The 21541-nt window shown below is 65.9% G+C and carries 19 protein-coding genes; 10 read left to right on the top strand and 9 right to left on the bottom strand.

Features of this window, described 5'->3' with window-relative positions:
- Positions 1–339 precede the first annotated feature (339 nt).
- Positions 340–1437 carry a redox-regulated ATPase YchF gene (gene ychF / locus ACE3SL_RS13910; RefSeq protein WP_374526324.1) on the bottom strand — a complete coding sequence of 366 codons (1098 nt, stop codon included), beginning with the start codon at positions 1435–1437 and terminating at the stop codon, positions 340–342.
- A gap of 125 nt (positions 1438–1562) precedes the next feature.
- Between ychF and ACE3SL_RS13905 the strand changes: the two genes are divergently transcribed.
- A complete protein-coding gene (locus ACE3SL_RS13905; RefSeq protein WP_374526323.1) occupies positions 1563–2210 on the top strand; it encodes a CAP domain-containing protein in 648 nt (215 codons plus the stop codon).
- 13 nt (positions 2211–2223) lie between these two features.
- On the opposite strand, the gene pth is transcribed toward ACE3SL_RS13905, so the two are convergent.
- Positions 2224–2793 (bottom strand): aminoacyl-tRNA hydrolase, encoded by a 570-nt coding sequence (gene pth / locus ACE3SL_RS13900; RefSeq protein ID WP_374526322.1) that lies wholly within the window; start codon positions 2791–2793, stop codon positions 2224–2226.
- Between the two features lie 65 nt (positions 2794–2858).
- On the bottom strand, positions 2859–3485 hold the full coding sequence (locus ACE3SL_RS13895) for a 50S ribosomal protein L25/general stress protein Ctc (RefSeq protein WP_374526321.1): 627 nt from the start codon (positions 3483–3485) through the stop codon (positions 2859–2861).
- Between the two features lie 267 nt (positions 3486–3752).
- Between ACE3SL_RS13895 and ACE3SL_RS13890 the strand changes: the two genes are divergently transcribed.
- From ACE3SL_RS13890 to ACE3SL_RS13865, 6 genes are all read left to right on the top strand, one after another.
- Positions 3753–5813, top strand: a complete 2061-nt coding sequence (locus ACE3SL_RS13890) for a transglycosylase domain-containing protein (RefSeq protein WP_374526320.1) — start codon at positions 3753–3755, stop codon at positions 5811–5813.
- A gap of 152 nt (positions 5814–5965) precedes the next feature.
- Entirely contained in the window at positions 5966–6472 is a 507-nt protein-coding gene (gene ybeY, locus ACE3SL_RS13885; RefSeq protein ID WP_374526319.1) for an rRNA maturation RNase YbeY, read from the top strand.
- A gap of 19 nt (positions 6473–6491) precedes the next feature.
- Positions 6492–7436 (top strand): hemolysin family protein, encoded by a 945-nt coding sequence (locus ACE3SL_RS13880; RefSeq protein ID WP_374526318.1) that lies wholly within the window; start codon positions 6492–6494, stop codon positions 7434–7436.
- A gap of 173 nt (positions 7437–7609) precedes the next feature.
- Complete coding sequence (locus tag ACE3SL_RS13875; protein ID WP_374526317.1) at positions 7610–8764, top strand: glycosyltransferase family 4 protein; 1155 nt, start codon at positions 7610–7612, stop codon at positions 8762–8764.
- A gap of 1 nt (position 8765) precedes the next feature.
- The gene (locus tag ACE3SL_RS13870; protein ID WP_374526316.1) at positions 8766–10088 is read left to right on the top strand and encodes a replication-associated recombination protein A; all 1323 of its coding nucleotides are present in this window, start codon (positions 8766–8768) and stop codon (positions 10086–10088) included.
- A gap of 2 nt (positions 10089–10090) precedes the next feature.
- Positions 10091–10447 carry a hypothetical protein gene (locus tag ACE3SL_RS13865; RefSeq protein ID WP_374526315.1) on the top strand — a complete coding sequence of 119 codons (357 nt, stop codon included), beginning with the start codon at positions 10091–10093 and terminating at the stop codon, positions 10445–10447.
- Here the strand turns inward: ACE3SL_RS13865 and ACE3SL_RS13860 are convergent.
- The 4 genes from ACE3SL_RS13860 to ACE3SL_RS13845 form a co-directional block, all read right to left on the bottom strand.
- Positions 10444–10860: a GFA family protein gene (locus ACE3SL_RS13860; RefSeq protein WP_374526314.1), complete on the bottom strand. Its 417-nt coding sequence runs from the start codon at positions 10858–10860 to the stop codon at positions 10444–10446. The genes ACE3SL_RS13865 and ACE3SL_RS13860 overlap by 4 nt on opposite strands.
- A gap of 68 nt (positions 10861–10928) precedes the next feature.
- Positions 10929–13226 (bottom strand): phosphoenolpyruvate--protein phosphotransferase, encoded by a 2298-nt coding sequence (ptsP, locus tag ACE3SL_RS13855; RefSeq protein ID WP_374526313.1) that lies wholly within the window; start codon positions 13224–13226, stop codon positions 10929–10931.
- A 65-nt stretch (positions 13227–13291) separates the two neighbouring features.
- Complete coding sequence (locus tag ACE3SL_RS13850) at positions 13292–14038, bottom strand: hypothetical protein (RefSeq protein WP_374526312.1); 747 nt, start codon at positions 14036–14038, stop codon at positions 13292–13294.
- Positions 14039–14071: 33 nt separating this feature from the next.
- Positions 14072–15076 (bottom strand): NAD(P)H-dependent flavin oxidoreductase, encoded by a 1005-nt coding sequence (locus ACE3SL_RS13845; protein ID WP_374526311.1) that lies wholly within the window; start codon positions 15074–15076, stop codon positions 14072–14074.
- A gap of 189 nt (positions 15077–15265) precedes the next feature.
- On the opposite strand from ACE3SL_RS13845, the gene ACE3SL_RS13840 reads away from it, so the two are divergent.
- Both ACE3SL_RS13840 and ACE3SL_RS13835 read left to right on the top strand, forming a co-directional pair.
- Complete coding sequence (locus ACE3SL_RS13840; RefSeq protein WP_374526310.1) at positions 15266–15436, top strand: YezD family protein; 171 nt, start codon at positions 15266–15268, stop codon at positions 15434–15436.
- Positions 15437–15538: 102 nt separating this feature from the next.
- Positions 15539–18058 carry a TonB-dependent receptor gene (locus ACE3SL_RS13835; protein WP_374526309.1) on the top strand — a complete coding sequence of 840 codons (2520 nt, stop codon included), beginning with the start codon at positions 15539–15541 and terminating at the stop codon, positions 18056–18058.
- A 73-nt stretch (positions 18059–18131) separates the two neighbouring features.
- On the opposite strand, the gene ACE3SL_RS13830 is transcribed toward ACE3SL_RS13835, so the two are convergent.
- Positions 18132–18287 (bottom strand): hypothetical protein, encoded by a 156-nt coding sequence (locus tag ACE3SL_RS13830; RefSeq protein ID WP_374526308.1) that lies wholly within the window; start codon positions 18285–18287, stop codon positions 18132–18134.
- Between the two features lie 357 nt (positions 18288–18644).
- On the opposite strand from ACE3SL_RS13830, the gene katG reads away from it, so the two are divergent.
- Positions 18645–20822: a catalase/peroxidase HPI gene (gene katG, locus ACE3SL_RS13825; protein WP_374526307.1), complete on the top strand. Its 2178-nt coding sequence runs from the start codon at positions 18645–18647 to the stop codon at positions 20820–20822.
- Between the two features lie 137 nt (positions 20823–20959).
- Here the strand turns inward: katG and ACE3SL_RS13820 are convergent, their stop codons facing one another.
- Complete coding sequence (locus tag ACE3SL_RS13820) at positions 20960–21379, bottom strand: hypothetical protein (protein ID WP_374526306.1); 420 nt, start codon at positions 21377–21379, stop codon at positions 20960–20962.
- Positions 21380–21541 lie beyond the last annotated feature (162 nt).

The following is a 21541-nucleotide window of genomic DNA, read 5'->3' as shown; positions in this document are numbered from 1 at the left end:
TCGAGCGAAGTCGAGACACGCGAAGGCTGGCGCTTCCCAAGCGTGTCTCGACTTCGCTCGACACGAACGGGAATAGAAGGCGGTCTGGAATCCACCCCAAAGCCGACCTTGACCGGCTCAAAAAACGCTGTCCTACATCATCGCGCCGTGTCAGCCTCCGCTCGGCTCTTTGACATCACCAGCTTCCGCAAAACGCCCTTAAAGCGACAAAGGAGACAGTTTCGGCCTGCGCATCGGTGTCCTTTGTCGCCTTAAGGCCACAAAGGACACAATTTCGATGCGCGCATGCGGGGCTTTTGTGGCTTTAAGCGCCTTTCATCCCCGCTATCGTGGCGCCGATCAGCTATGCAAAAAGTGCATGACGTCGCCGTCCTGCACCACATATCCCTTGCCCTCGGCGCGCAGCTTGCCCGCTTCGCGCGCCCTGGCTTCGCCGCCGAGCGCGACATAATCGTCATAGGCGATCGTTTCGGCGCGGATGAAGCCCTTCTGGAAATCGCTGTGGATCTCGCCCGCCGCCTCGGGCGCGCTCGCGCCCTTGTGGACGGTCCAGGCGCGCGCTTCCTTGGGGCCGACGGTGAAGAAGGTCAGCAGATGGAGCAGTTCATACCCCGCGCGGATCACGCGCGCGAGCCCGGTTTCGTGCAGCCCCATTTCCTCGAGGAACATCATCCGTTCGTCGGCGTCCATGCCGACCAGCTCGCTCTCGATCGCCGCCGAGACGATCACCGCCTGCGCGCCTTCGGCCTTGGCGCGCGCGAAGACGGCTTCGCTGTGGGCGTTGCCGGTCGCGGCATTGCCCTCTTCGACGTTGCAGACGTAGAGGACGGGCTTGGTCGTCAGAAGCTGCGCCTGCTTCAGGATGCGCTCCTCCTCGACGTCCTTCGGCTCGGTCAGGCGCGCGGGCTTGCCGGCGCGCAGCAATTCGAGCGCCTGGCCGAGCACCGAGGCCGCGGCCTTGGCCTCCTTGTCGCCGCCCGTCGCCTTCTTCGCAAAGGCGGGAACGCGCTTTTCGAGGCTTTCGAGGTCGGAGAGCAGCAGCTCGGTCTCGACCGTCTCGGCATCGGCGACCGGATCGACCTTGTTCTCGACATGCTGGATGTCGTCATCCTCGAAGCAGCGCAGGACGTGGACGATCGCATCGACCTCGCGGATGTTGCCGAGGAACTGGTTGCCGAGCCCTTCGCCCTTCGATGCGCCGCGCACCAGCCCCGCGATATCGACGAAGGCGAGCTGGGTCGGGATGATCTTCTGGCTGCCGGCGATCGCCGCGAGCTTGTCGAGCCGCGCGTCGGGGACGGCGACATTGCCGATGTTCGGCTCGATCGTGCAGAAGGGATAATTCGCCGCCTGCGCCGCCTGCGTTTCGGTCAGCGCGTTGAACAGGGTGGACTTGCCGACGTTGGGCAGGCCGACGATCCCGCATTTGAAACCCATAAATTCTCCATGGAGTACCGGCATCCGGCCGTTGCTTGCCCGCGCCCCTAGCGCCAAGCGGCGCCGGATGCCAGCCCGGAAGCCCGTTGCGCCGCGTTCATCCGTGCGGCGATAAGGCGGCGATGATGAGGAAAGCCGGATTCGCAGCCGCACTGGTCGGCGCATCGATGCTGGCGGCGACGGCTTCGGCCGCGCCGGGCGCGTTCGAGCGTGCGGTCTTCGACCAGCTCAACCATTTCCGCGCCGACCCGGCGGGCTATGCCGGAGAACTCGAAAGCTATCGCCCGCGGTTCGACGGCAGGCTGCTGATCAGCGGCGGCGGGGACGAGATCGATATCATGACCAACGAAGGTGTCGCCGCGGTCGACGAGGCGATCGACGATCTCGAAGGGCAGAAGCCGTTGCAGCGACTGCAATGGAGCGACCTGCTTGCGCGCGCGGCGGCAGACCATGTCGCTGCCCAGTCGCGCTCGGGCGCCGTCGGCCATTATACGAACGGGCGCGGCCCCGGCGAGCGGATGGTCGCGCGCGGCGGCGGGCGCTATGTGAACGAGGTGATCACCTATGGGCATCACAGCCCCGAAGGGGTGATCGACCAGCTGCTGATCGACGACGGCGTGCCGGGCCGCGGCCACCGCTTCAGCCTGCTGCGCGCCGAGCGCCGCTATGCCGGTGTCGCCTGCGGCCGCCATCCGGTCCACCGCACCATGTGCGTGATCGTGATGGCGGAGACCCCCGACGGCTCGCCGCCACCACCGCCCGGGCGGCCATAAGGGGCCGCGCGGGTCAGCCGTTCAGCCGCAGCGCGAGGTCGTTCTGGAAGCGGACATCGTCGCCGTCGGCCAGCCACGGCGCCTCGGCGGCGATTGCGCCGAGCAGATCGGTCAGCGGCTCGACCTCGCTCTTGTGGTAATTGCCGAGGACGTGGCCGGTGACGCGCTCCTTGTGCCCCGGATGGCCGATGCCGATCCGCACGCGGCGGAAATCGTCGCCGATGTGGGCGATCATGCTGCGGATGCCGTTATGCCCCGCCGCGCCGCCGCCCTGCTTCACCTTGACCTTCATCGGCGCAAGGTCGAGCTCGTCGTAAAAGGCGGTGACGTCCTGCGGCGTCAGCTTGTAGAAATCCATCGCGGCGCGCACGCTGCGGCCGCTTTCGTTCATGAAGGTGCCGGGTTTGAGGAGCAGGATGCGCTCGCGGCCGATGCGGCCGTCCTGCAGCCAGCCCTGGAACTTCTTCGCCGGGGCCGGAAAACCATGCATGTCGGCGATGACGTCGACGGCCATGAAGCCGACATTGTGACGGTGCATCGCATATTGGGGCCCGGGATTGCCGAGGCCGACCCAGAGCTGCATGGCATGGCCTTTCCGGGTCAATGGAAACGCCCCTCCCGCAAACGGGGAGGGGCGGTCCGAAATGCTCAGGCTTCTTCGCCGCCTTCGCCGTCATCCTTCGTCGTGTCGCCGTCGCTCGACTTGAGCGCCGACGGGGCGACGATGGTCGCGATGGTGAAGTCGCGGTCGGTAATCGCGCTTTCGACGCCCTTCGGCAGCGCAACGTTGCTGATGTGGATCGAATCGCCCACGTCGAAGCCGGTGACGTCGATCGAAATCTCGTCGGGAATCTTGTCCGCGTCGCAGACCAGTTCCAGCTCGTGACGGACGATGTTCAGCACGCCGCCGCGCTTCAGGCCCGGCGAGGCTTCTTCGTTCGCGAACACGACCGGCACCGCGACATGGACCTTGGCGTCCTTGGCGATGCGCAGGAAGTCGGCGTGGATGGGACGATCCTTGACCGGGTGGAAAGCGACGTCCTTGGGCAGCGTGCGGATCTGCTTGCCGCCGACGTCGATCATCACGACCGAGTTCATGAAGTGACCCGTCATCAGCTGCTTCATCAGCAGCTTTTCTTCGACGTGGATCATCAGGGGTTCTTCCTTGCCGCCATAGACGACGGCGGGAACGCGGCCGTTGCGACGCAGGTCACGCGAGGCTCCCTTGCCTCCGCGTTCGCGCGTCTCGGCCGTCAGCGTCAGCTGATCGCTCATATATATTCTCCGAGTTCGGTTACACAGTTCCGCCACGCCTCCAGGGATGACCATGACGGAAGCGCGGGCGCATAGCGGGGATAGGGCGGAAATGCAAGCGGGCGTGGTTGTTGGCGGTTTGGTTCCCCGATAACAGCCGTCGTTCCCGCCTTCATGGGGCGACGCTTCTCCGCGCGGCATGGAGCGCGGCTGCTTCCCGCCCCGGGCCCGGCCGTCATCAACCCATTTGCCAATGCCGTATTGCCGGTGTAATACGGATCTTCGCGCATGTTCGACTTCCTGAAATCCAGATCCTCCGTTCCGCCGCTGCCGCCTGGCGAAACCCCGGCTGCGCCCTATCCCGACCCGCTCGCGCCCGCGGCCCCGCTCCCCCCTGCCGAAAGCCGCCTCCGCAAATGGATGCGCCTCCTGTCGCGCGGCTTCGCGATCTTCGCGGTCGCCTTCATCCTGCTCGTCGGCTGGCTTGCGCTCACCGCACCCTTGTCCAAATCGCTGCAGCCGATCGCGCCGCCCGAAATCACCTTGCTCGCCTCCGACGGCACCCCGATCGCACGCATGGGGGCGATCGTCGACGCGCCGGTCGATGTCGCGAAGCTGCCGAAGCATGTCCCCGGCGCCTTTATCGCGATCGAGGATCGCCGCTTCTACAATCATTGGGGCGTCGATCCGCGCAGCGTCGGCCGCGCGGTCTGGTCGAACCTGACCGGCGGGCGCACGCAGGGCGGCAGCACGATCACCCAGCAGCTTGCCAAATTCACCTTCCTGACCCCGAAGCGTACCCTCGGCCGCAAGGCGCGCGAGGCGCTGATCGCCTTCTGGCTCGAAGCCTGGCTGACCAAGGACGAGATTCTCGAACGCTATCTCTCTAACGCCTATTTCGGCGACAATACCTATGGCCTCCGTGCCGCCTCGCTCCATTATTTCTCGCGCCAGCCCGAAAAGCTGACCCCGGCGCAGGCGGCGATGCTCGCGGGGCTGGTGCAGGCTCCCTCGCGGCTCGCGCCGACCAAAAACCCCGATCTCGCGGCGAAGCGGATGAAGCTGGTCGTCGCCGCGATGGCTGACACCGGCTATCTGGCCGCCGCCGAGGCCAGGGCAATCCGCACCCCGCGTATCGACGTCCGCAACCGCAACACGCTGCCCACCGGCACCTATTTCGCCGACTGGGCGCTGCCCGAGGCGCGCCAGCTCAGCGACGTCGGCTATTCGCGCCAGACGATCCGCACCACGCTCGACGCGCGGCTGCAGGGGATCGCGCGCCGCGTCACCGCGCGCGCCGCGCCCGGCAAGGCGCAGGTCGCGATGGTCGCGATGCGCCCGAACGGGGAGGTCGTCGCGATGGTCGGCGGCCGCGACTATGCCGCCTCGCCCTTCAATCGGGTGACGCAGGCGCGGCGCCAGCCGGGCTCGACCTTCAAGCTGTTCGTCTATCTCGCCGCGCTCGCCGACGGGAAGGAGCCCGACGACCTGATCGACAACCGCCCGATCGATATCGGCGCCTATCAGCCGAAGAATGCGGGCGGCGTCTATTCGGACACGATCACGCTCGAAAACGCCTTCGCAACCTCCAGCAATGTCGCCGCTGTCCGCCTGTTCCGCGAGGTCGGCGACGACAAGGTGATCCGCATGGCGCGCGACCTCGGCGTGACTTCGCCGCTCGCGAAGGGCGATCCCAGCCTCGCGCTCGGCACGTCGAGCATGACCCTGCTCGAACTCACCGCCGCCTATGCCGCGGTCGCCGCGAACAGCTATCCGGTCGTGCCGCACGCGTTCGAGGAGGAGGAGCCGGGCTGGTTCGAACGCTGGGTCTGGGGTCCCGACCATTTCTCGACCCGCGTCCACGACGACATCGAGCAGATGCTGCGCGCCGCGGTCAATCGCGGCACCGGCCGCGCCGCGCGGCTGCCGCAGGCCAATTTCGGCAAGACCGGCACCACCCAGGACAGCCGCGACGCGCTGTTCGTCGGCTATGCCAATGGTCTGGTCGTCGGGGTCTGGATCGGCAACGACGACAATACCCCGCTCCACGGCGCCGCGGGCGGCGGCATCCCCGCTCGCATCTGGCGCGACTTCATGCTGCAGGCGAGCGGCCGTGCCGCCGCACCGGCGAAGAAGGCGTCGCGGCCGACCGATCCGGGTGGCCCGGTCCAGCCGCTCGACATTCCCGATATCCCGGATGTCCCGATCGCCGACAAGACCAGCGTCGGGCTCAAGGACGGCAATGCGGTGATCAGCACCGAGATCGGCGGCACGAAGATCGACCTCAAGCTTCCGATCGGTGACCGCCCGCCGGTCCCTCCGCCGCAGCCGTCGCCAGCGCCGCAATAGCCGCTTCCGTTGCCGAAATTCCGCTGTCCTACACGGCGCCGTCGCGATACCGTCGGATCATGATCCGTCTTACCGCCGCCTCATCGGGTGAAATGCGATTTGCGAGTGAAGTTAGGCAGTTTTCCGCCCTTTTTTCGGAGTGACCCTTTTCCATGCTGAGCGTCGAAACCCATGAAGCGAGCCCCTGGCCCGACGCGCTCGACTGGGAGGCGCGCGCCGCCGAAGCGGCGGCCGCGGCGCTGGCGCTGACGCCATGGGCGGGGCTTGCCGACGCCGCCCCGCTTGTCGAGATCGCGGTGCGCCTCACCGACGATGAAGAGGTCCGTGCGCTCAATCGCGATTTCCGCGGCAAGGACAAGCCGACCAACGTCCTCTCCTTCCCGCAGGTGCAGGCCGATCTGCTCGACACGCTCAGCAACAGCGACGACGGGGAAATCCTCCTCGGCGACATCGTCCTCGCGCGCGAAACCTGCGCGCGCGAGGCGGCGGAGAAGGGAATTTCGGTCCCCGATCATGCGACCCACCTGATCGTTCACGGCACGCTCCACCTCGTCGGCTACGACCATATGGACGATGTCAGCGCGGCGGCGATGGAGGCGCTGGAGGTGAAAGCGCTTGCATCGCTGGGCATCGCCAATCCATATGCGGATCAGGATTAACGGAGGAAAAGCGACGCCCATGCCCGACGATCAGGGATCTTCGAACCGATCGGAAGAGGACAGTAGATCCGGCCTGCTGGCCGGATTGAAGACATTGCTGTTCGGCGGCGACAAGGAACCGTCGCTTCGAGAGCAGATCGAAGAGGTCATCGACGAGGCCGAGGAAGAAGGCGAGGAGCGCCGCGGCGGCAGCAACGCGGTCGGCGACCTGTCACCGATCGAGCGCAAGATGGTCCGCAACCTTCTGCACTTCGGCGAGCAGACGGTCGACGACGTCGCGGTGCCGCGCGGCGAGATCATCGCCGTTCCCGAAAGCGCGAGCTTTGCGGACATCGTCGCGCTCTTCGCCGATGCCGGGCACAGCCGCCTGCCCGTCTATCGCGAGACGCTCGACGAGGTCGTCGGGATGATCCACGTCAAGGATGTGTTCGCGGTGCTCGCGGCGGGGAAGCAGCCGCCGCCGCTGCTCGACCTGATCCGCCAGCCGCTCTACGTCCCGCAGTCGATGGACGTGCTCGATCTGCTCGCCGAGATGCGCGCGAAGCGCACCCATCTCGCGATCGTGATCGACGAATATTCGGGTACCGAGGGGCTCGTCACCTTCGAGGATCTGGTCGAGGAAATCGTCGGCGAGGTCGAGGACGAGCATGACGACGAACCGACCGCGCTCTTCGTGCCGGGCGAAAACGGCTGCTGGGAAGCCGACGCCCGCGCCGAGCTCGACGACATCGGCGAGGCGATCGACCCGCGGCTCGCCGAAGTCGAGGAGGATGTCGACACGCTCGGCGGGCTGTCCGCGGTGCTCGCGGGTCATGTTCCGCAAGTCGGCGAAATCCTCCATCACCCGAGCGGCTGGCGCATCGAGGTGACCGAGGCCGACGAGAGGCGCGTGCACCATTTGCGACTGCATCCGCCGGTCGAGGTCGATCCCGAGGCGCCGCTCGACAAGCCCGAGGATTTTTGATCGAAAGCCCCGTCGTTGCGAGGAGCCGAAAGCGACGCGGCAATCTCCAGTCATCGGCCGTTGCGCGAGGCCGATGGCTGGAGATTGCTTCGCTCCGCTCGCAATGACGATTATGGATAAGCTCTGGCGTGCGCTGATTGCCTTTACCCGACCAAAGGACTAGCGGAGGGCGGATGGAAGTTTCGGATCTTCGCATCGCGCTGTTCAGCGGCAATTACAATATGACGACCGACGGTGCGAACAAGGCGCTCAACCGGCTCGTCGGCTATCTGCTGTCGCAGGGGGCCGCGGTGCGCGTCTATTCGCCGACCGTCGACGACCCCGATTTCGCGCCGACCGGCGACCTGGTCAGCGTGCCGTCGATGGCGATCCCCAATCGTCCCGAATATCGCATCCCGCTCCATTTCTCGGCGCGGGTGCGGCAGGACATCGCGCAATTCGCCCCCAACATCCTCCACATCTCCAGCCCCGACCGCGTGTCGCGGCAGGCCGCGGCGTGGGCGCGGCGGCGGAACATCCCGGTCGCCTGCTCGGTCCACACGCGCTTCGAGACTTATTTCCGTTACTATAACCTCTCCTTCCTCGAACCACTCGTCGTCGCGTGGCTCCGTCGGCTCTACCGCCGCTGCGACGCGCTGATCGCGCCGTCGGAAAGCTTCGCGCAGGTGCTCCGCCAGCAACGGATGAACTACGACATCGGCATCTGGACCCGCGGCGTCGAGCGCGACACCTTCACTCCCGGTCGCCGCGACATGAGCTGGCGGCGCAGCTGGGGGATCGCCGACGACGTGCCGGTCATCGCTTTCCTCGGCCGGCTGGTGATGGAAAAGGGGCTCGACGTCTTCGCCGACACGATCGACCAGCTCCAGCGCCGCAAGGTGCCGCATCAGGTGGTGGTGATCGGCGAGGGGCCGGCGGGCGACTGGTTCGAATCGCGGCTGCCGCAAGCCAAGTTCGTCGGCTTTCAGGGCGGCGAGAATCTCGCCCGTGCGCTCGCTTCGTGCGACATCTTCTTCAATCCCTCGGTCACCGAAACCTTCGGTAATGTGACGCTGGAGGCGATGGCGTGCGGCCTGCCGGTCGTCGCTGCGCGTGCGACCGGCAGCGCGAGCATCGTCAAGCACGGGCAGACCGGCTACCTCGTCTCGCCCGGTGCGATCAGCCTCTTCGCCGACGATCTCGAACATTATTGCCGCGACGCCGAACTGCGCGCGGCGCATGGCGCGGCGGCGCGCGCCGAGAGCGGTGCCTATCAATGGGACGCGATCAACCAGTCGGTTGCCGACACCTATCTGCGGCTGATCCGGCAGAAGCAGCGGCGGGGCTAGGATGGCGGACGACCTGTTCGCCGATCAGGAACCCGGCGCGGCACCCGCCGCCGATGGCTCGGGACCGCTCGCCGAACGGCTGCGGCCGAAGATTTTGTCGGAGGTCGTCGGGCAGGAGCATCTGACCGGCCCCGACGGCGCGATCGGCCGCATGGTCGCCGCCGGCCAATTGTCGTCGATCATTCTCTGGGGTCCGCCGGGCACCGGCAAGACGACGATCGCGCGGTTGCTCGCCGAAGCGGTCGGCATGCGCTTCGCGCCGCTGTCCGCCGTCTTCTCGGGCGTCGCCGATCTCAAGAAGGTGTTCGCCGATGCCGAGAAGATGGCGGCGGCGGGCAAGCGGACGCTGCTCTTCGTCGACGAGATTCATCGCTTCAACCGCGCACAGCAGGACGGCTTCCTGCCCTATGTCGAGCGTGGCACCGTCGTGCTGGTCGGCGCGACGACGGAGAACCCCAGCTTCGCGCTCAACGCCGCGCTGCTCAGCCGCGCGCAGGTGCTCGTTCTGAACCGCCTCGACGAGACCGCGCTCGGCACGCTGGTCGCGCGCGCCGAGGCGGAGGAAGGCAAGCCGCTGCCCGTGACCGACGACGCGCGCGACGCCCTGATCGCGAGCGCCGACGGCGACGGGCGTTTCCTGCTCAACCAGGTCGAGACGCTGTTTTCGGTGACGATCGAGCAGCCGCTCGATCCCGGCGAGCTGTCGCAATTCCTCCATCGCCGGATGCCCGTCTACGACAAGGACCGCGACGGCCATTACAATCTGATCTCGGCGCTGCACAAGGCGATGCGCGGGTCGGACCCGCAGGCCTCGCTCTACTGGCTCGCGCGGATGCTCGTCGCGGGCGAGGAGCCGCTCTACGTCCTTCGCCGTATCACCCGCTTCGCGAGCGAGGACATCGGCCTCGCCGATCCGCAGGCGCTGGTGCAATGCTTGGCCGCGAAGGATGCCTACCAGTTCCTCGGCTCGCCCGAGGGCGAACTCGCGATCGTGCAGGCCTGCCTCTATTGCGCGACCGCGCCCAAGTCGAACGCCGCCTACGCCGCGCAGAAGGCTGCATGGGCCGCGGCGCGCGAAACGGGCAGCCTTGCGCCGCCGTCGAATATCCTCAACGCCCCGACCAAGCTGATGAAGGATCTGGGCTATGGTGCGGGCTACAGCTACGACCATGACGCGCCCGAGGGCTTTTCGGGCGACAATTACTGGCCCGACGAAATGGCTCCGGCGACCTTCTATCGCCCCGTCGATCGCGGGTTCGAGAAGCGCATTGCCGAGCGCATCGCCTGGTGGGACGAGCGCCGCCGCGAACGCGGGAAGGAATGACGATGGCAGGCGCGCGCTTCGACAGCTGGGACGATGTCGTCGCTTTCGCCTGCGCGCTTCCCGACGTCGAAATGGCGCCCTTCTATGACACGCCCTGCCCGAAGCTCAACGGTAAGGCACTGGCCGCGCCGGGGCGCGAGACGGGCAGCTTTGCCGTGATGGCGAAGCCCGACGAAAAGGGCATCCTGCTCGAAACCGATCCGGCGACCTTCTGGCAGACCCCGCATTACGAGGGCTGGCACGCGCTGCTCGTCCGCTTCGGATCGGACGACCCGGTGCGCGTCGCCAACGTCATCCGCCGCGCCTGGTGGGACCGGGCGAAGAAAGCGCAGCGGCAGGCGTTCGGCGAGCGGCCCTAATCCATCCCGGGATAGCGGTTGAACGTCGGCATCTCATCCAGCTTTTCCATCCAGCCGATCCGCTCGGCAACCTGGATCTGCGCGCCGGCGGGGATCAGGCCGGGGTCGTCGAGCGTGCCCGACTGGACGTCGATCTGCCCCGGAAAGATCGCCTCGTTGGTATAGAAGAGTCCGGTGCCGCAATCGCCGCAGAAATGGCGGCGGCCATGTTCGGACGAGACGTAGATCTTCGGCGTGCCGCTCATTTCGAGGCTGGTCCTGCTGACCAGCGCCCAGCCGACCATCGGTGCGCCCGCGTGGCGGCGGCAGTCGCTGCAATGGCAGAGCGCATGATGCTCGACCACCGTCGGCATCGAATAGCGGATCGCACCGCAATGGCATTGGCCGCTGGCGCGGGCAGGGGATTCACTCATCGCTCTCTCCTCATTCATGAGAGGAGAACATATCATAAACATTTATGGCGGTGCAAGGACTCCGGCGGTCAATCGCCGAGATCGACCTTATGTTTCTGCGCCCAGTCCATATATTGCCCGCGCGGATCGGCCGCGGGCTGCGCGAGGATCGCGCCGATGTCGGTGCGCAGCTTGCCGAGGTCCAGCGATCGGATCATCGCCTTGACCGGACCGACGCCCGCCGGCGTGATCGACAGGCGCTCGATCCCGAGCCCGAGCAGCGCCATCGCCTCGAGCGGCCGCCCACCCATCTCGCCGCAGACGCCGAGCTGAACCTTGCTGCCCGCGACGATCTTCACGACGCGCGCGAGATAGCGCATCACCGTCGGCGACAGCCAGTCGTACCGCTCGGCGAGCCGCGGGTGGGCGCGGTCGGCGGCGAAGAGGAACTGCGTCAGATCATTCGTCCCGATCGACAGGAAGTCGAGATGCGGCAGCATCAGGTCGAGCGTCTCGATCAGCCCCGGCACTTCGAGCATCGCGCCGTAGCGGATCGCGACCGGCAATTTCTTGTTGTGGCTCGCGAGCCAGGCCCGCTGCTTCACGAACAACTCGCGCGCCGCCTCATATTCCCAGGGTTCGGACACCATCGGAAACATGACGTTTAGTGTGCGGCCCGCGGCGGCTTCCATCAGCGCGCGCGCCTGAACCTTCAGCAGGCCCTCGCGTTCGAGCGCGAGGCGCAGGGCGCGCCAGCCCATCGCGGGATTTTCCTCCTGCGCGCTGTCGTCCATGTTCATATAGGGCAGCGCCTTGTCGCCGCCGATGTCGACCGTCCGGAAGATCACCGGCCGGTCGCCCGCCGCGTCGAGCACGTCGCGATAGAGCCGCTGCTGGCGTTCGCGCTGCGGCAGCGTTGCCGAGACGAGGAATTGGAATTCAGTGCGGAACAACCCGATGCCGCGCGCGCCGGTCAGATCGAGCGCGGCGATATCCTCGCGCAATCCGGCGTTGATCATCAACTCGATCGGAACGCCGTCCTTGGTCACCGCGGGCAGGTCGCGCAGCGCGGCCAGATTGGCGCGGCGCTTCTGCGAGATTTCAAGCTTGGCGTCGAAAGCCTCCTGCACGGCGGGCGTTGGGCGGACCTGCACCGTTCCCGCGCCGGCATCGAGCAGCAGCAGATCGCCGTCGCGGATCGAGGTGCGCACGTCGCGGACGCGGCCGATTACCGGCACCCCCATCGCGCGCGCGACGATGATGACATGCGCGGTCAGCGACCCTTCCTCGAGCACGACCCCTTTCAGGCGGCGGCGGTCATATTCGAGCAGCTCGGCGGGACCGAGGTTGCGCGCGATCAGGATCGAATCCTGCCGAAGGCCCATCTGCGCCGCGGTGCCCATCTGCCCCGACACGATGCGGATCAGCCGGTTCGACAGGTCCTCGAGGTCGTGCATCCGGTCGCGCAGCAGCGGGTCGTCGATCTGGCGCATCCGCATCCGCGTGCGCTGCTGAACGCGCTCTATCGCCGCCTCGGCGGTCAGGCCGCTGTCGATCGCCTCGTTGATCCGGCGCGACCAGCCCTCGTCATAGGCGAACATTTTGTATGTCTCGAGCACCTCTTCCTGCTCGCCGCCGATGCCGAACTCGGCTTGGCTGGTCATGCGGTCGATCTGTTCGCGCATCTTGTCGAAGGCGGCATAGACGCGGTGGCGTTCGGCCTCGATATCGTCGGCGACGGTGTGCTCTATGGTGATGCGCGGCTGGTGGAAGACCGCGATGCCCGCGCCCATGCCATCGACCAGCTTCTGCCCGGTCAGCCGCTGCGCCGACTGGTCTGCCGCGGCGGCGTCGATCCGGGCTGCGGTATCGACGAGGTCGGCATTGGCGATCAGTTCGGACAGCACCATGGCAACGGTCTGCAGCGTTTCGATCTCGATCTCTTCATAGCGGCGCGGGTCGCTATGCTGGACGCAGAGCACGCCGACAGCTTGCTCGCGGCGGATGATCGGCACGCCGGCGAAGCTGTGGAACAATTCCTCGCCGGTTTCGGGGCGATAGGAAAAGTCGGGATGGGCAGCGGCCTCGTCGAGATTCAGCGTCTCGATCTGCGCGGCGATCGTGCCGACCAGACCCTCGCCGAGCGCGAGGCGGGTGACGTGCACTGCCTCCTGCTTGAGCCCGCGGGTCGCGTAGAGTTCCAGCGTGCCGTCGCGCAGCAGGTAGATCGAGCAGACCTCGCTGTGCAGGCATTCGCCGATGATCCCGACGACCTGGTTGAGCTTGCTCTGTGCGTTGGTCCGCGCCGCCATCACCTCGTGCAGCCGGGTCAGGATCGTGCGCGCCGATTGGGCGGCGGTCGTCGGCGGGGGCGGGGCATTGGTCATGTCCCGCCCGTGCTAACAGATGCCGGGCCCCGCCGCCAAGGGCGCGCGCGAAATTTCCTCTCCGCTCAGGCTCCGGGGTTGGAGGCCGGCGGCGTCGAGGCGGGCGTCGTCGTCGGGGTCGCCGGTCCATAGGCGGTCGCGGGCGCTGCCGGAGCGGTCATGATCGCCGGGGGCGGCGCATATTTGGCATCCCATGCCGCCGCGTCGAGTTGATACTGGGCATAGGCCTCGTAGAAATCGAGGAACGGCTGGTCGAGCCGCGCGAGCTCCGTGGGCGACTGGGCGATCACCTGCGCCGTGGGCGTCGAGGAGACGAGCTGCGCGACTTCGTTCGCGCGGGTGCAGAAGGCGCGCTGCGCGGGCGGCTGTGCGAAATAGTTGAACAGCTGGGTCGACAGCCGGTCGCGCTCCTTGATGCCGTTGCTCTTGTTCGCCTTGCCGAGGTCGGTGATCACCGTCTTCTCGGTCGACTTGATGACCTTGGCATGGGTCTTGATGATATTGTTATAGGCGGACACGAGCGTCGCTTCCTCGGTGCCGCGGCACCCGATCGCCGCGACGTTGAGCGCGATCTTGAGCTGCCAGAAGGCGCGGTCGCCCGAAATATTGCTGTTCGCGGTCACGAACCGTCCGTCCATCCCGCGGCCGGGCAGAATCTGGGTGAGCGAGGCGTTGCCGGGGGGCAGCGGGCGCGGCGGAATCACGATCGCGACCGGCGGCGGCGGGGGAGGCGACGGCGGCGGCGTCTTGGGCGCGCAAGCGGCGACGCTTGCGAGCAGTCCGGCGGCGATGATCTTGCGCGACAACTTCATGAATCCTCTCCCCAACCGCGAAACCCTGCGGCATCAACCCCGTGCGCGCAACGCCTCGTCGGCCTGTTGCACCAAAGCTGCGATAATATCGGCGACGCTCTCTTCACGGGTTACCATACCCACAGATTGCCCTGCCATTAACGAACCGCCCTCGACGTCGCCATCGATGACCGCGCGGCGCAGCGCGCCCGCCCAATAATGCTCGATCTGGAGCTGTGCCTCCATCATGTCGACGGTCCCAGTGTCGAGCAGGTTTGCGACCTCGCGCTGCTTCGCGGTAAAGGCTTCGGTGCCGTTGTTCTTCAGCGCGCGCACCGGGATGACCGGAAGGCGCGGGTCGATCTGGACGCTCGCGACCGCGTCGCGCGCCGAGGCGCGGATGAAGGCCTTCTTGAAAGCGGGGTGGGCGATGCTTTCGGTCGCGCAGACGAAACGCGTGCCGAGCTGGACGCCCGAGGCGCCCATTTCCAGATAGCCCGCGATCGCCTCGCCGCGTCCGATGCCGCCGGCGACGAAGATCGGAACCTCGCCCGCGAGTTCGGGCAATATTTCCTGCGCGAGCACGCTCGTCGAGACGGGGCCGATATGGCCGCCCGCTTCCATCCCCTCGATCACCAGCGCATCGACGCCCGAGCGGACAAGCTTTTTCGCGAGCGCGAGCGTCGGTGCGAAGCAGATGACCTTCGCCCCCGACGCCTTGATCGCTTCCAGGCTGCCCTTGGGGGGCAGACCGCCCGCGAGCACGACATGGCCGACCGCATGCTTCGCGCACACGTTGATCAGGTCGAAGAGCTGCGGGTGCATGGTGATCAGATTGACGCCGAAATTGCGCGTCGCAAGCGCCTTGGTCGCGGCAATCTCGGCATCGAGTAGTTCGGGGGTCATCGCACCGCACGCGATCACGCCGAAGCCGCCCGCGTTGCTGATCGCGCTGACCAGATTGCGCTCGGAAACCCAGCTCATCGCGCCGCAGAGAATGGCGTAATCGCTGCCGAGAAGTCCCGTTCCACGTGCCATCAGATCGTTAATTTTGCTCATCGTCAGCGCCTTTGCCAGCACAGCGCGGCGGGCGCAATCCATTCGGCGACGATGATCATCGGCTGGTCGCGGCGCTGAATCCATTCGGCGCATCAACTTCACCTTTGGGCGCAGAAAGCAAATTTGGGTATTGTCTACTAAAACACTTGGGATAATGCTCTCTCGACTCAAAAACGGGAAAGGCAGACCATGAGCGCAACCAAAGAACAGTCGAAGGGCGAAAGCGGCGCCACGCCGCGCGCGGTCCAGACCGTGCTCGATGCACTCGAAAAGCTGAAGTTCGGCGCGATCCAGCTGACCGTCCACGAAGGGCGGCTGGTGCAGGTCGATGTGACCGAACGGCACCGCTACCCCAACTGAATTCACACAGCTCCCAACGGGGATCGTCCCCACTTCCTGCCGCAGACCGGACCGCCGGATGTGGCAATTTTCGTGCAACTTCAAAGCAACAGGAAAATTGTCATGACCGCAAAATACCCCTCCGCGCGCCGCCGCTTGCAGGCCTCCTTGCTAACCCTTTCGTTTCTGCTCGCGCTGGGGGCGACACCCGCCGCGGCCGAAGAAACGGAAGCTGGCGCTGCCGTCGCGGTATCGACGGCCGGGGCGGCCGAAGCCGCCGATCAGAGCGATGATGGCGTCAGCCGCGGCGATGTGATCATCGTGACCGCCCGCCGCCGTCAAGAAACAGCACAAGAAGTGCCGCTGGCGATCTCGGTCGTCCGCGGCGATTCGATCGAGGCGACCGGCAACTTCAACGTCGTGAAGCTCCAGCAGCTCGCTCCGACGTTGCAGGTCTATACCTCGAACCCGCGCAACACTTCGGTCAACATTCGCGGTCTCGGCGTGCCGTTCGGCCTGACGAGCGACGGCTTCGAGCAGGGGGTCGGCATCTATGTCGACGACGTCTATAATTCGCGCGTCGCCGCGGCGACCTTCGACTTCCTCGACGTCGAGCAGGTCGAGGTGCTGCGCGGGCCGCAGGGCACGCTCTATGGCAAGAACACCACCGCCGGGGCGATCAACATCACGACCAACCAGCCGACCTTCGATTTCGAGGGCCGCGCGGAATTGAGCGTCGGCAACCTCAATTACCGGCAGGCCAAGGCGGCGATCTCGGGCCCGCTGTCGGACACCGTTGCTGCGCGCCTCGCGATCGCCGCGACCAGCCGGCGCGGCACGCTCTATAATGTCACGAGCGAGCGCTGGATCAACGAGCAGGACAATCTCGGCATCCGCGGCCAGTTGCTGTTCAAGCCCAGCGAGACTCTCAGCATCACCCTCTCTGGCGACTACAGCAAGCAGGACCCGGAAGGCTACGGCACCACCTATGTCCGCGTCGGCCGGACGCAGCGGGCGCTTTCCCGCCAGTATGACGCGCTCGTCGCGGCGGTGAATGCCGCCAACCCCGGCCGCAACTATGCGGTGCCGAGCACCAACCCCTATGACCGGCTGACCGACCTCGACGCCAACCTCAACGCCGGCAACAAGATCGGCGGCGTCTCGGCGCGGGTGAAGTGGGATGTCGGTCCCGGCACCTTCACCTCGATCACCGCCTGGCGCTTCTGGGACTGGCAGCCCGAGAACGACCGCGACTTCACCGGCCTGTCGATCGTCTCCAAGTCGCAAAACCCTTCGCAGCAGGACCAGTACAGCCAGGAATTCCGATACAATTACGAAGGCGACAAGATCGACTTCGTCGTCGGGCTGTTCGGTTTCAAGCAGCGGATCGACACGCAGGGCACCGAGCAGCAGGGCGCCGATGCCAGCAAGTGGAGCCTGACCGGCGCGCTCGCGAACGATCCTGGCGTGCTGAACGGCCTGACCGCGACCAACACGCAATATCTCAAGAGTACCAGTGCGGCGCTGTTCGGCCAGCTGAGCTGGAAGGTGACCGATGCACTGACCATCCAGCCGGGCGCGCGCCTTAACTATGACAAGAAGTCGGGCTTTTATCAGCGTGTCGTAACCAATGGCGCGGGTGCCGTCATCTCCTGCTCCCCTGCACCCGCCGCGGGTACAGCGCTGGCCGCGCAGTGCGGCGTCTATCAACCGCAGGTGAGCGCGCCGTCGGACAGTGCGTGGAATTTCACCTACGACTTCAACGTCAACTACAAGGTCGCGCCCGACATTCTGGCCTATGCGACCTATGCCAAGAGCTTCAAGACGCTCGGCATCAACCAGAACGGCCTGCCGCTCAACGCCGACAACAGCGTCAATTACGACGCCAGCACGGTGAAGCCCGAATCGATCAACCATTTCGAGGTGGGCCTCAAGACCCAGTTCCTCGATCGCCGGGCGACCTTCAACCTCTCGGCCTTCCGCACCGACATCCGCAATTTCCAGGCAACCGTGAACGGCGGCCAGTTCGGCACGGTGCGCGGCTATCTCGCCAATGCGGAGAAGGTCCGGTCGCAGGGGATCGAGGCGGACTTCAAGATCGTCGCGAGCGACCGCTTCACCGCTTATGCCAACGGCGCCTATACCGACGCCAAGTACAAGAAGTTCACCAACGCGCCGTGCCCGCCCGAACTGTCGGGCGGCACGTTGCAGCCGAAGGATCAGCCCGCCGATTATTCGAATGCAGGTATTCCGAATACCCCGAGCCCGCGTCAGTGCGACATTTCGGGCCAGCGCTTGCCCGGCGTGTCTAAATGGGCCTTTTCCTATGGCGCCGAGGCCAATGTGCCGGTGACGCTGCTGGCGAAGGACGGGCAGGTCTATTTCGGTATCGACGGCAATTATCGTTCGCACTGGAATTCGAACGCGTCGCCGTCGATCTACACGAATGTCAAAGGATATGCCCTGACGAACTTCCGGGTCGGCTTCCGCAGCGACGGCGTCGATATCTTCGGCTGGGTCCGCAACGCCTTCGACGTCAATTATATCGAGCTGTTGCAGGTGGCGCCCGGCAATACCGGCCTGATCGCCGGTACGGTCGGCGATGCGCGGACCTGGGGCGGTACGGTGAAATTCAGCTTCTAGACGATCCCCTCTCTCGGCAAAGGAAGAGGGCCGCTCCCGCGAGGGGGCGGCCCCTTTTCATGCAGCCTCGATGTCAGCGCTGCTGCGGGTTTTTGTTCCGGTCCTGATCGGAACGCTGGCCACCCTGCTGACGATCCTGACCGCCCTGCTGTTGCTGCTGGCGACGCTGTTCCGCATCGCGGTCGGCCTGCGGGGTCTTCTGGTTCTGCTGGTTGGAGGTGTTAGCCACTTTTCATACTCCTGCTGCCACGCCATGCCATCATGCCGTGACCCCCGAGCAACCAACCACGAGGCGGTATGTTGCCTGCCTTCGCCAGGACGTGGCGGGGGTGGGACGGGCGGCTCCCGGTGCCGGCAACTCCCTCTGTCTCTGATCGGTTCATTCGATGACTATGTTCAGCTTATTCGTTTAGGTCGATTGGACCGCGCGGCGTAACCTGACCCGGTCAGAACGAAAGGATGACGCCATCGACTCGACGCTCGCCCGCGCCGACCGTCCTCCAGCGACCCCGCGGCCGCTGTTGCGTCACGCGCCCGTCATTGCGCCGGACCATCATCACAGAACAACCAAAAGAGGAGAGACTGCATGAACGCCCCCCAAACAGGCTGCCCCTTTGGCGGCAAGGACCGCTTCCGCTCGCTGCTCGGCCGGACGAACAAGGATTGGTGGCCCGACGCGCTGCCGCTCGACATCCTGACCCAGAACGGCGCCTCGCCCGACCCGATGGGTGAGGATTTCGATTATGCGAAGGCGTTCAAGTCGCTCGACTATCAGGCACTGAAGGACGACCTCACCGCGCTGATGACCGACAGCCAGCCGTGGTGGCCCGCCGATTATGGCAATTACGGCCCCTTCTTCATCCGCATGGCGTGGCATGCCGCGGGCACATATCGCACCGCCGACGGGCGCGGGGGCGCCAACAGCGGGCAGCAGCGTTTCGCCCCGCTCAACAGCTGGCCCGACAATGGCAATCTCGACAAGGCGCGGCGCCTGTTGTGGCCGATCAAGCAGAAATATGGCTCGAAGATTTCGTGGGCCGATCTGTTCATCCTGACCGGCAACGTCGCGATCGAATCGATGGGTGGCCCGGTGTTCGGTTTCGGCGGCGGCCGCAAGGACGTCTATGAGGCCGAGCGCGACATCTATTGGGGTGCCGAGGAGCAATGGGTCAACGAGGGCGTCCAGACCCGCATCGACCCCGACAAGGAACTCGACCTCGAAAACCCGCTCGCGGCGATCCAGATGGGGCTGATCTACGTCAATCCCGAAGGGCCGGGCGGCAATCCCGACCCGCTGCAATCGGCGCGCGACATCAAGATCACCTTCGAGCGCATGGCGATGAGCCATGAGGAGACGGTGGCGCTTACCGCCGGCGGGCACACCTTCGGCAAGGCGCATGGCGCGGGCGATGCGAGCCTGGTCGGGGCGGCACCCGAAGCCGCCGACATCACGCTGATGGGGCTCGGCTGGACGAGCAGCTTCGAGACCGGGGTCGGCGCGCACGCGATCACCAGCGGTATCGAGGGCGCGTGGGTCAACACGCCCACCGAATGGTCGAACAATTATTTCCGCCTGCTCCTCGACTATGATTATGAGCTGGTGAAATCGCCCGCCGGCGCGCAGCAATGGCAGCCGATCAACCAGAAAGAGGAAGACATGGCCCCCGACGCCCATAACCCGGGCAAGCGGGTGCCGACGATGATGACCACCGCCGACATGGCGCTGAAGATGGACCCTGAGCTGCGCAAGATTTCGGAGAAATTCCGGAATGATCACGAGGCGTTCAAGGACGCCTTCGCGCGCGCCTGGTTCAAGCTCTGTCATCGCGATATGGGCCCGAAGGTCCGCTACCTCGGCCCCGAGGTCCCGGCCGAAGATCTGATCTGGCAGGACCCGGTGCCGGCGGGGAGCAAGCCGTCGGACGCGGATGTCGCAGCGTTCAAGGCCGCGATCCTCGGCTCGGGGCTGACCGTCAGCGAACTCGTCAAGGCGGCGTGGGCCTCGGCCTCGACCTTCCGCAAGACCGATTTTCGCGGCGGCGCGAACGGCGCGCGTGTCGCGCTGGCGCCGCAGAAGGACTGGACGGTCAACGATCCCGCCGAGCTCGCCAGGGTACTCGGCAAGATCGACGAACTGCGCGGCCGCCTGTCGCTGGCCGACGCGATTGTACTTGCGGGTGCGGCGGCGGTCGAAAAGGCCGCGAAGGATGCGGGTTTCAGCGTCACCGTTCCGGTCACCACGGGCCGCGGCGACGCGACGCAGGACTGGACCGACGTCGAAAGCTTCGAGGTGATGGAGCCGCGGGCCGATGCCTTCCGCAACTATCTCGCGACGAAGCACAGCGTGAAGACCGAGGAGCTGATGCTCGACCGCGCCTCGCTGCTCGGCCTGTCGGTGCCCGAACTGACCGTGCTCGTCGGGGGCCTGCGCGTCCTCGGCGCCAACACCGGCGGCAGCAAGCACGGCGTCTTCACGAACCGCGTCGGACAGCTCACCACCGACTTTTTCGTCAACCTGCTCGACATGGATACCTTGTGGGAAGTCGTCGATGCGAGCGGCGACGAGGAGTTCATCGGCTACACCCGCGGCGGACGCACCGAGCGCTGGCGCGCGACGCGCACCGACCTGATCTTCGGTTCCAACTCGCAGCTTCGCGCGACGGCCGAAGTCTATGCCGAGAAGGGGCATGAGGAGAAGTTCGTGCGCGACTTCGTCAAGGCCTGGGCCAAGGTGATGAACGCCGACCGGTTCGATCTCGGCTGATTGTCCGTGCCGGTCCTGCGCCACGGTGGGACCGGCGGGCCAAAGACGATGGGTCGCGGACCCGCCTCCGGGGACATGGGCCTGGGGGCGGGTCTTTCTTTCGGGCTTAAAGCGACAAAAGATACCGATGCACGCGTTCAAACTGTCTCCTTTGTCGCTTTAGCGAAGATGTCCTCGCGCAGCGCGGCATGGACGACCGCCATGTCGGGGCCGCCGCTGACATCGATCGCGCCGCCTTTCAGTACGCGGACGGTCGTGACGCCGTTGAGTGCGCGGTCCATCGCGATGCTGAACTGGTGCGTGCGCCCCATCGAGATTGCGCGGTCCCAGGCGGCCGCGAAGCTGGCGGCATCGGGCCGTTCGCGCAGGCGATAGGCCGAGGCGCGGCCCATGCCGACGGCGCGCGCCGCCTTGCCGACCGACCCCATCGCCGCGAGCGCGCGAATGAAATTCGCCTGTGTTTCGGCTGTCCAGCCATCGGCGCGGCTCCGCTGCTGCGTGACGGGGATGAAGGCGAGACAGGTGTCGGCGAGCAGGTGCGGTGCAATCTGTTCCATCGACCAGTTTGGAGCACAGCGCGATAATGTAGGAAAGCGGTTTTTGCAGCGGGGCGGGCAAGGGCGGTTTTTGGGTGGGTAGCGGACCATCCCCTATTTCCGTTCGTGTCGAGAGATTTAGAGACACGCTTGGGAAGCGCCAGCCTTCGCGTGTCTCGACTT

This window comes from Sphingopyxis sp. (assembly GCF_041916015.1).
Classification (GTDB): domain Bacteria; phylum Pseudomonadota; class Alphaproteobacteria; order Sphingomonadales; family Sphingomonadaceae; genus Sphingopyxis.
This window is presented reverse-complemented; position numbering and strand designations above follow the sequence as displayed.

What these genes read in the sequence shown, in the direction of transcription:
- ychF (WP_374526324.1), bottom strand. Translation starts at nt 1,437, where the DNA reads ATGGGTTTCAAATGCGGGATCGTCGGCCTGCCCAACGTCGGCAAGTCC.
- ACE3SL_RS13905 (WP_374526323.1), top strand. Translation starts at nt 1,563, where the DNA reads ATGAGGAAAGCCGGATTCGCAGCCGCACTGGTCGGCGCATCGATGCTG.
- pth (WP_374526322.1), bottom strand. Translation starts at nt 2,793, where the DNA reads ATGCAGCTCTGGGTCGGCCTCGGCAATCCCGGGCCCCAATATGCGATG.
- ACE3SL_RS13895 (WP_374526321.1), bottom strand. Translation starts at nt 3,485, where the DNA reads ATGAGCGATCAGCTGACGCTGACGGCCGAGACGCGCGAACGCGGAGGC.
- ACE3SL_RS13890 (WP_374526320.1), top strand. Translation starts at nt 3,753, where the DNA reads ATGTTCGACTTCCTGAAATCCAGATCCTCCGTTCCGCCGCTGCCGCCT.
- ybeY (WP_374526319.1), top strand. Translation starts at nt 5,966, where the DNA reads ATGCTGAGCGTCGAAACCCATGAAGCGAGCCCCTGGCCCGACGCGCTC.
- ACE3SL_RS13880 (WP_374526318.1), top strand. Translation starts at nt 6,492, where the DNA reads ATGCCCGACGATCAGGGATCTTCGAACCGATCGGAAGAGGACAGTAGA.
- ACE3SL_RS13875 (WP_374526317.1), top strand. Translation starts at nt 7,610, where the DNA reads ATGGAAGTTTCGGATCTTCGCATCGCGCTGTTCAGCGGCAATTACAAT.
- ACE3SL_RS13870 (WP_374526316.1), top strand. Translation starts at nt 8,766, where the DNA reads ATGGCGGACGACCTGTTCGCCGATCAGGAACCCGGCGCGGCACCCGCC.
- ACE3SL_RS13865 (WP_374526315.1), top strand. Translation starts at nt 10,091, where the DNA reads ATGGCAGGCGCGCGCTTCGACAGCTGGGACGATGTCGTCGCTTTCGCC.
- ACE3SL_RS13860 (WP_374526314.1), bottom strand. Translation starts at nt 10,860, where the DNA reads ATGAGTGAATCCCCTGCCCGCGCCAGCGGCCAATGCCATTGCGGTGCG.
- ptsP (WP_374526313.1), bottom strand. Translation starts at nt 13,226, where the DNA reads ATGACCAATGCCCCGCCCCCGCCGACGACCGCCGCCCAATCGGCGCGC.
- ACE3SL_RS13850 (WP_374526312.1), bottom strand. Translation starts at nt 14,038, where the DNA reads ATGAAGTTGTCGCGCAAGATCATCGCCGCCGGACTGCTCGCAAGCGTC.
- ACE3SL_RS13845 (WP_374526311.1), bottom strand. Translation starts at nt 15,076, where the DNA reads ATGAGCAAAATTAACGATCTGATGGCACGTGGAACGGGACTTCTCGGC.
- ACE3SL_RS13840 (WP_374526310.1), top strand. Translation starts at nt 15,266, where the DNA reads ATGAGCGCAACCAAAGAACAGTCGAAGGGCGAAAGCGGCGCCACGCCG.
- ACE3SL_RS13835 (WP_374526309.1), top strand. Translation starts at nt 15,539, where the DNA reads ATGACCGCAAAATACCCCTCCGCGCGCCGCCGCTTGCAGGCCTCCTTG.
- katG (WP_374526307.1), top strand. Translation starts at nt 18,645, where the DNA reads ATGAACGCCCCCCAAACAGGCTGCCCCTTTGGCGGCAAGGACCGCTTC.
- ACE3SL_RS13820 (WP_374526306.1), bottom strand. Translation starts at nt 21,379, where the DNA reads ATGGAACAGATTGCACCGCACCTGCTCGCCGACACCTGTCTCGCCTTC.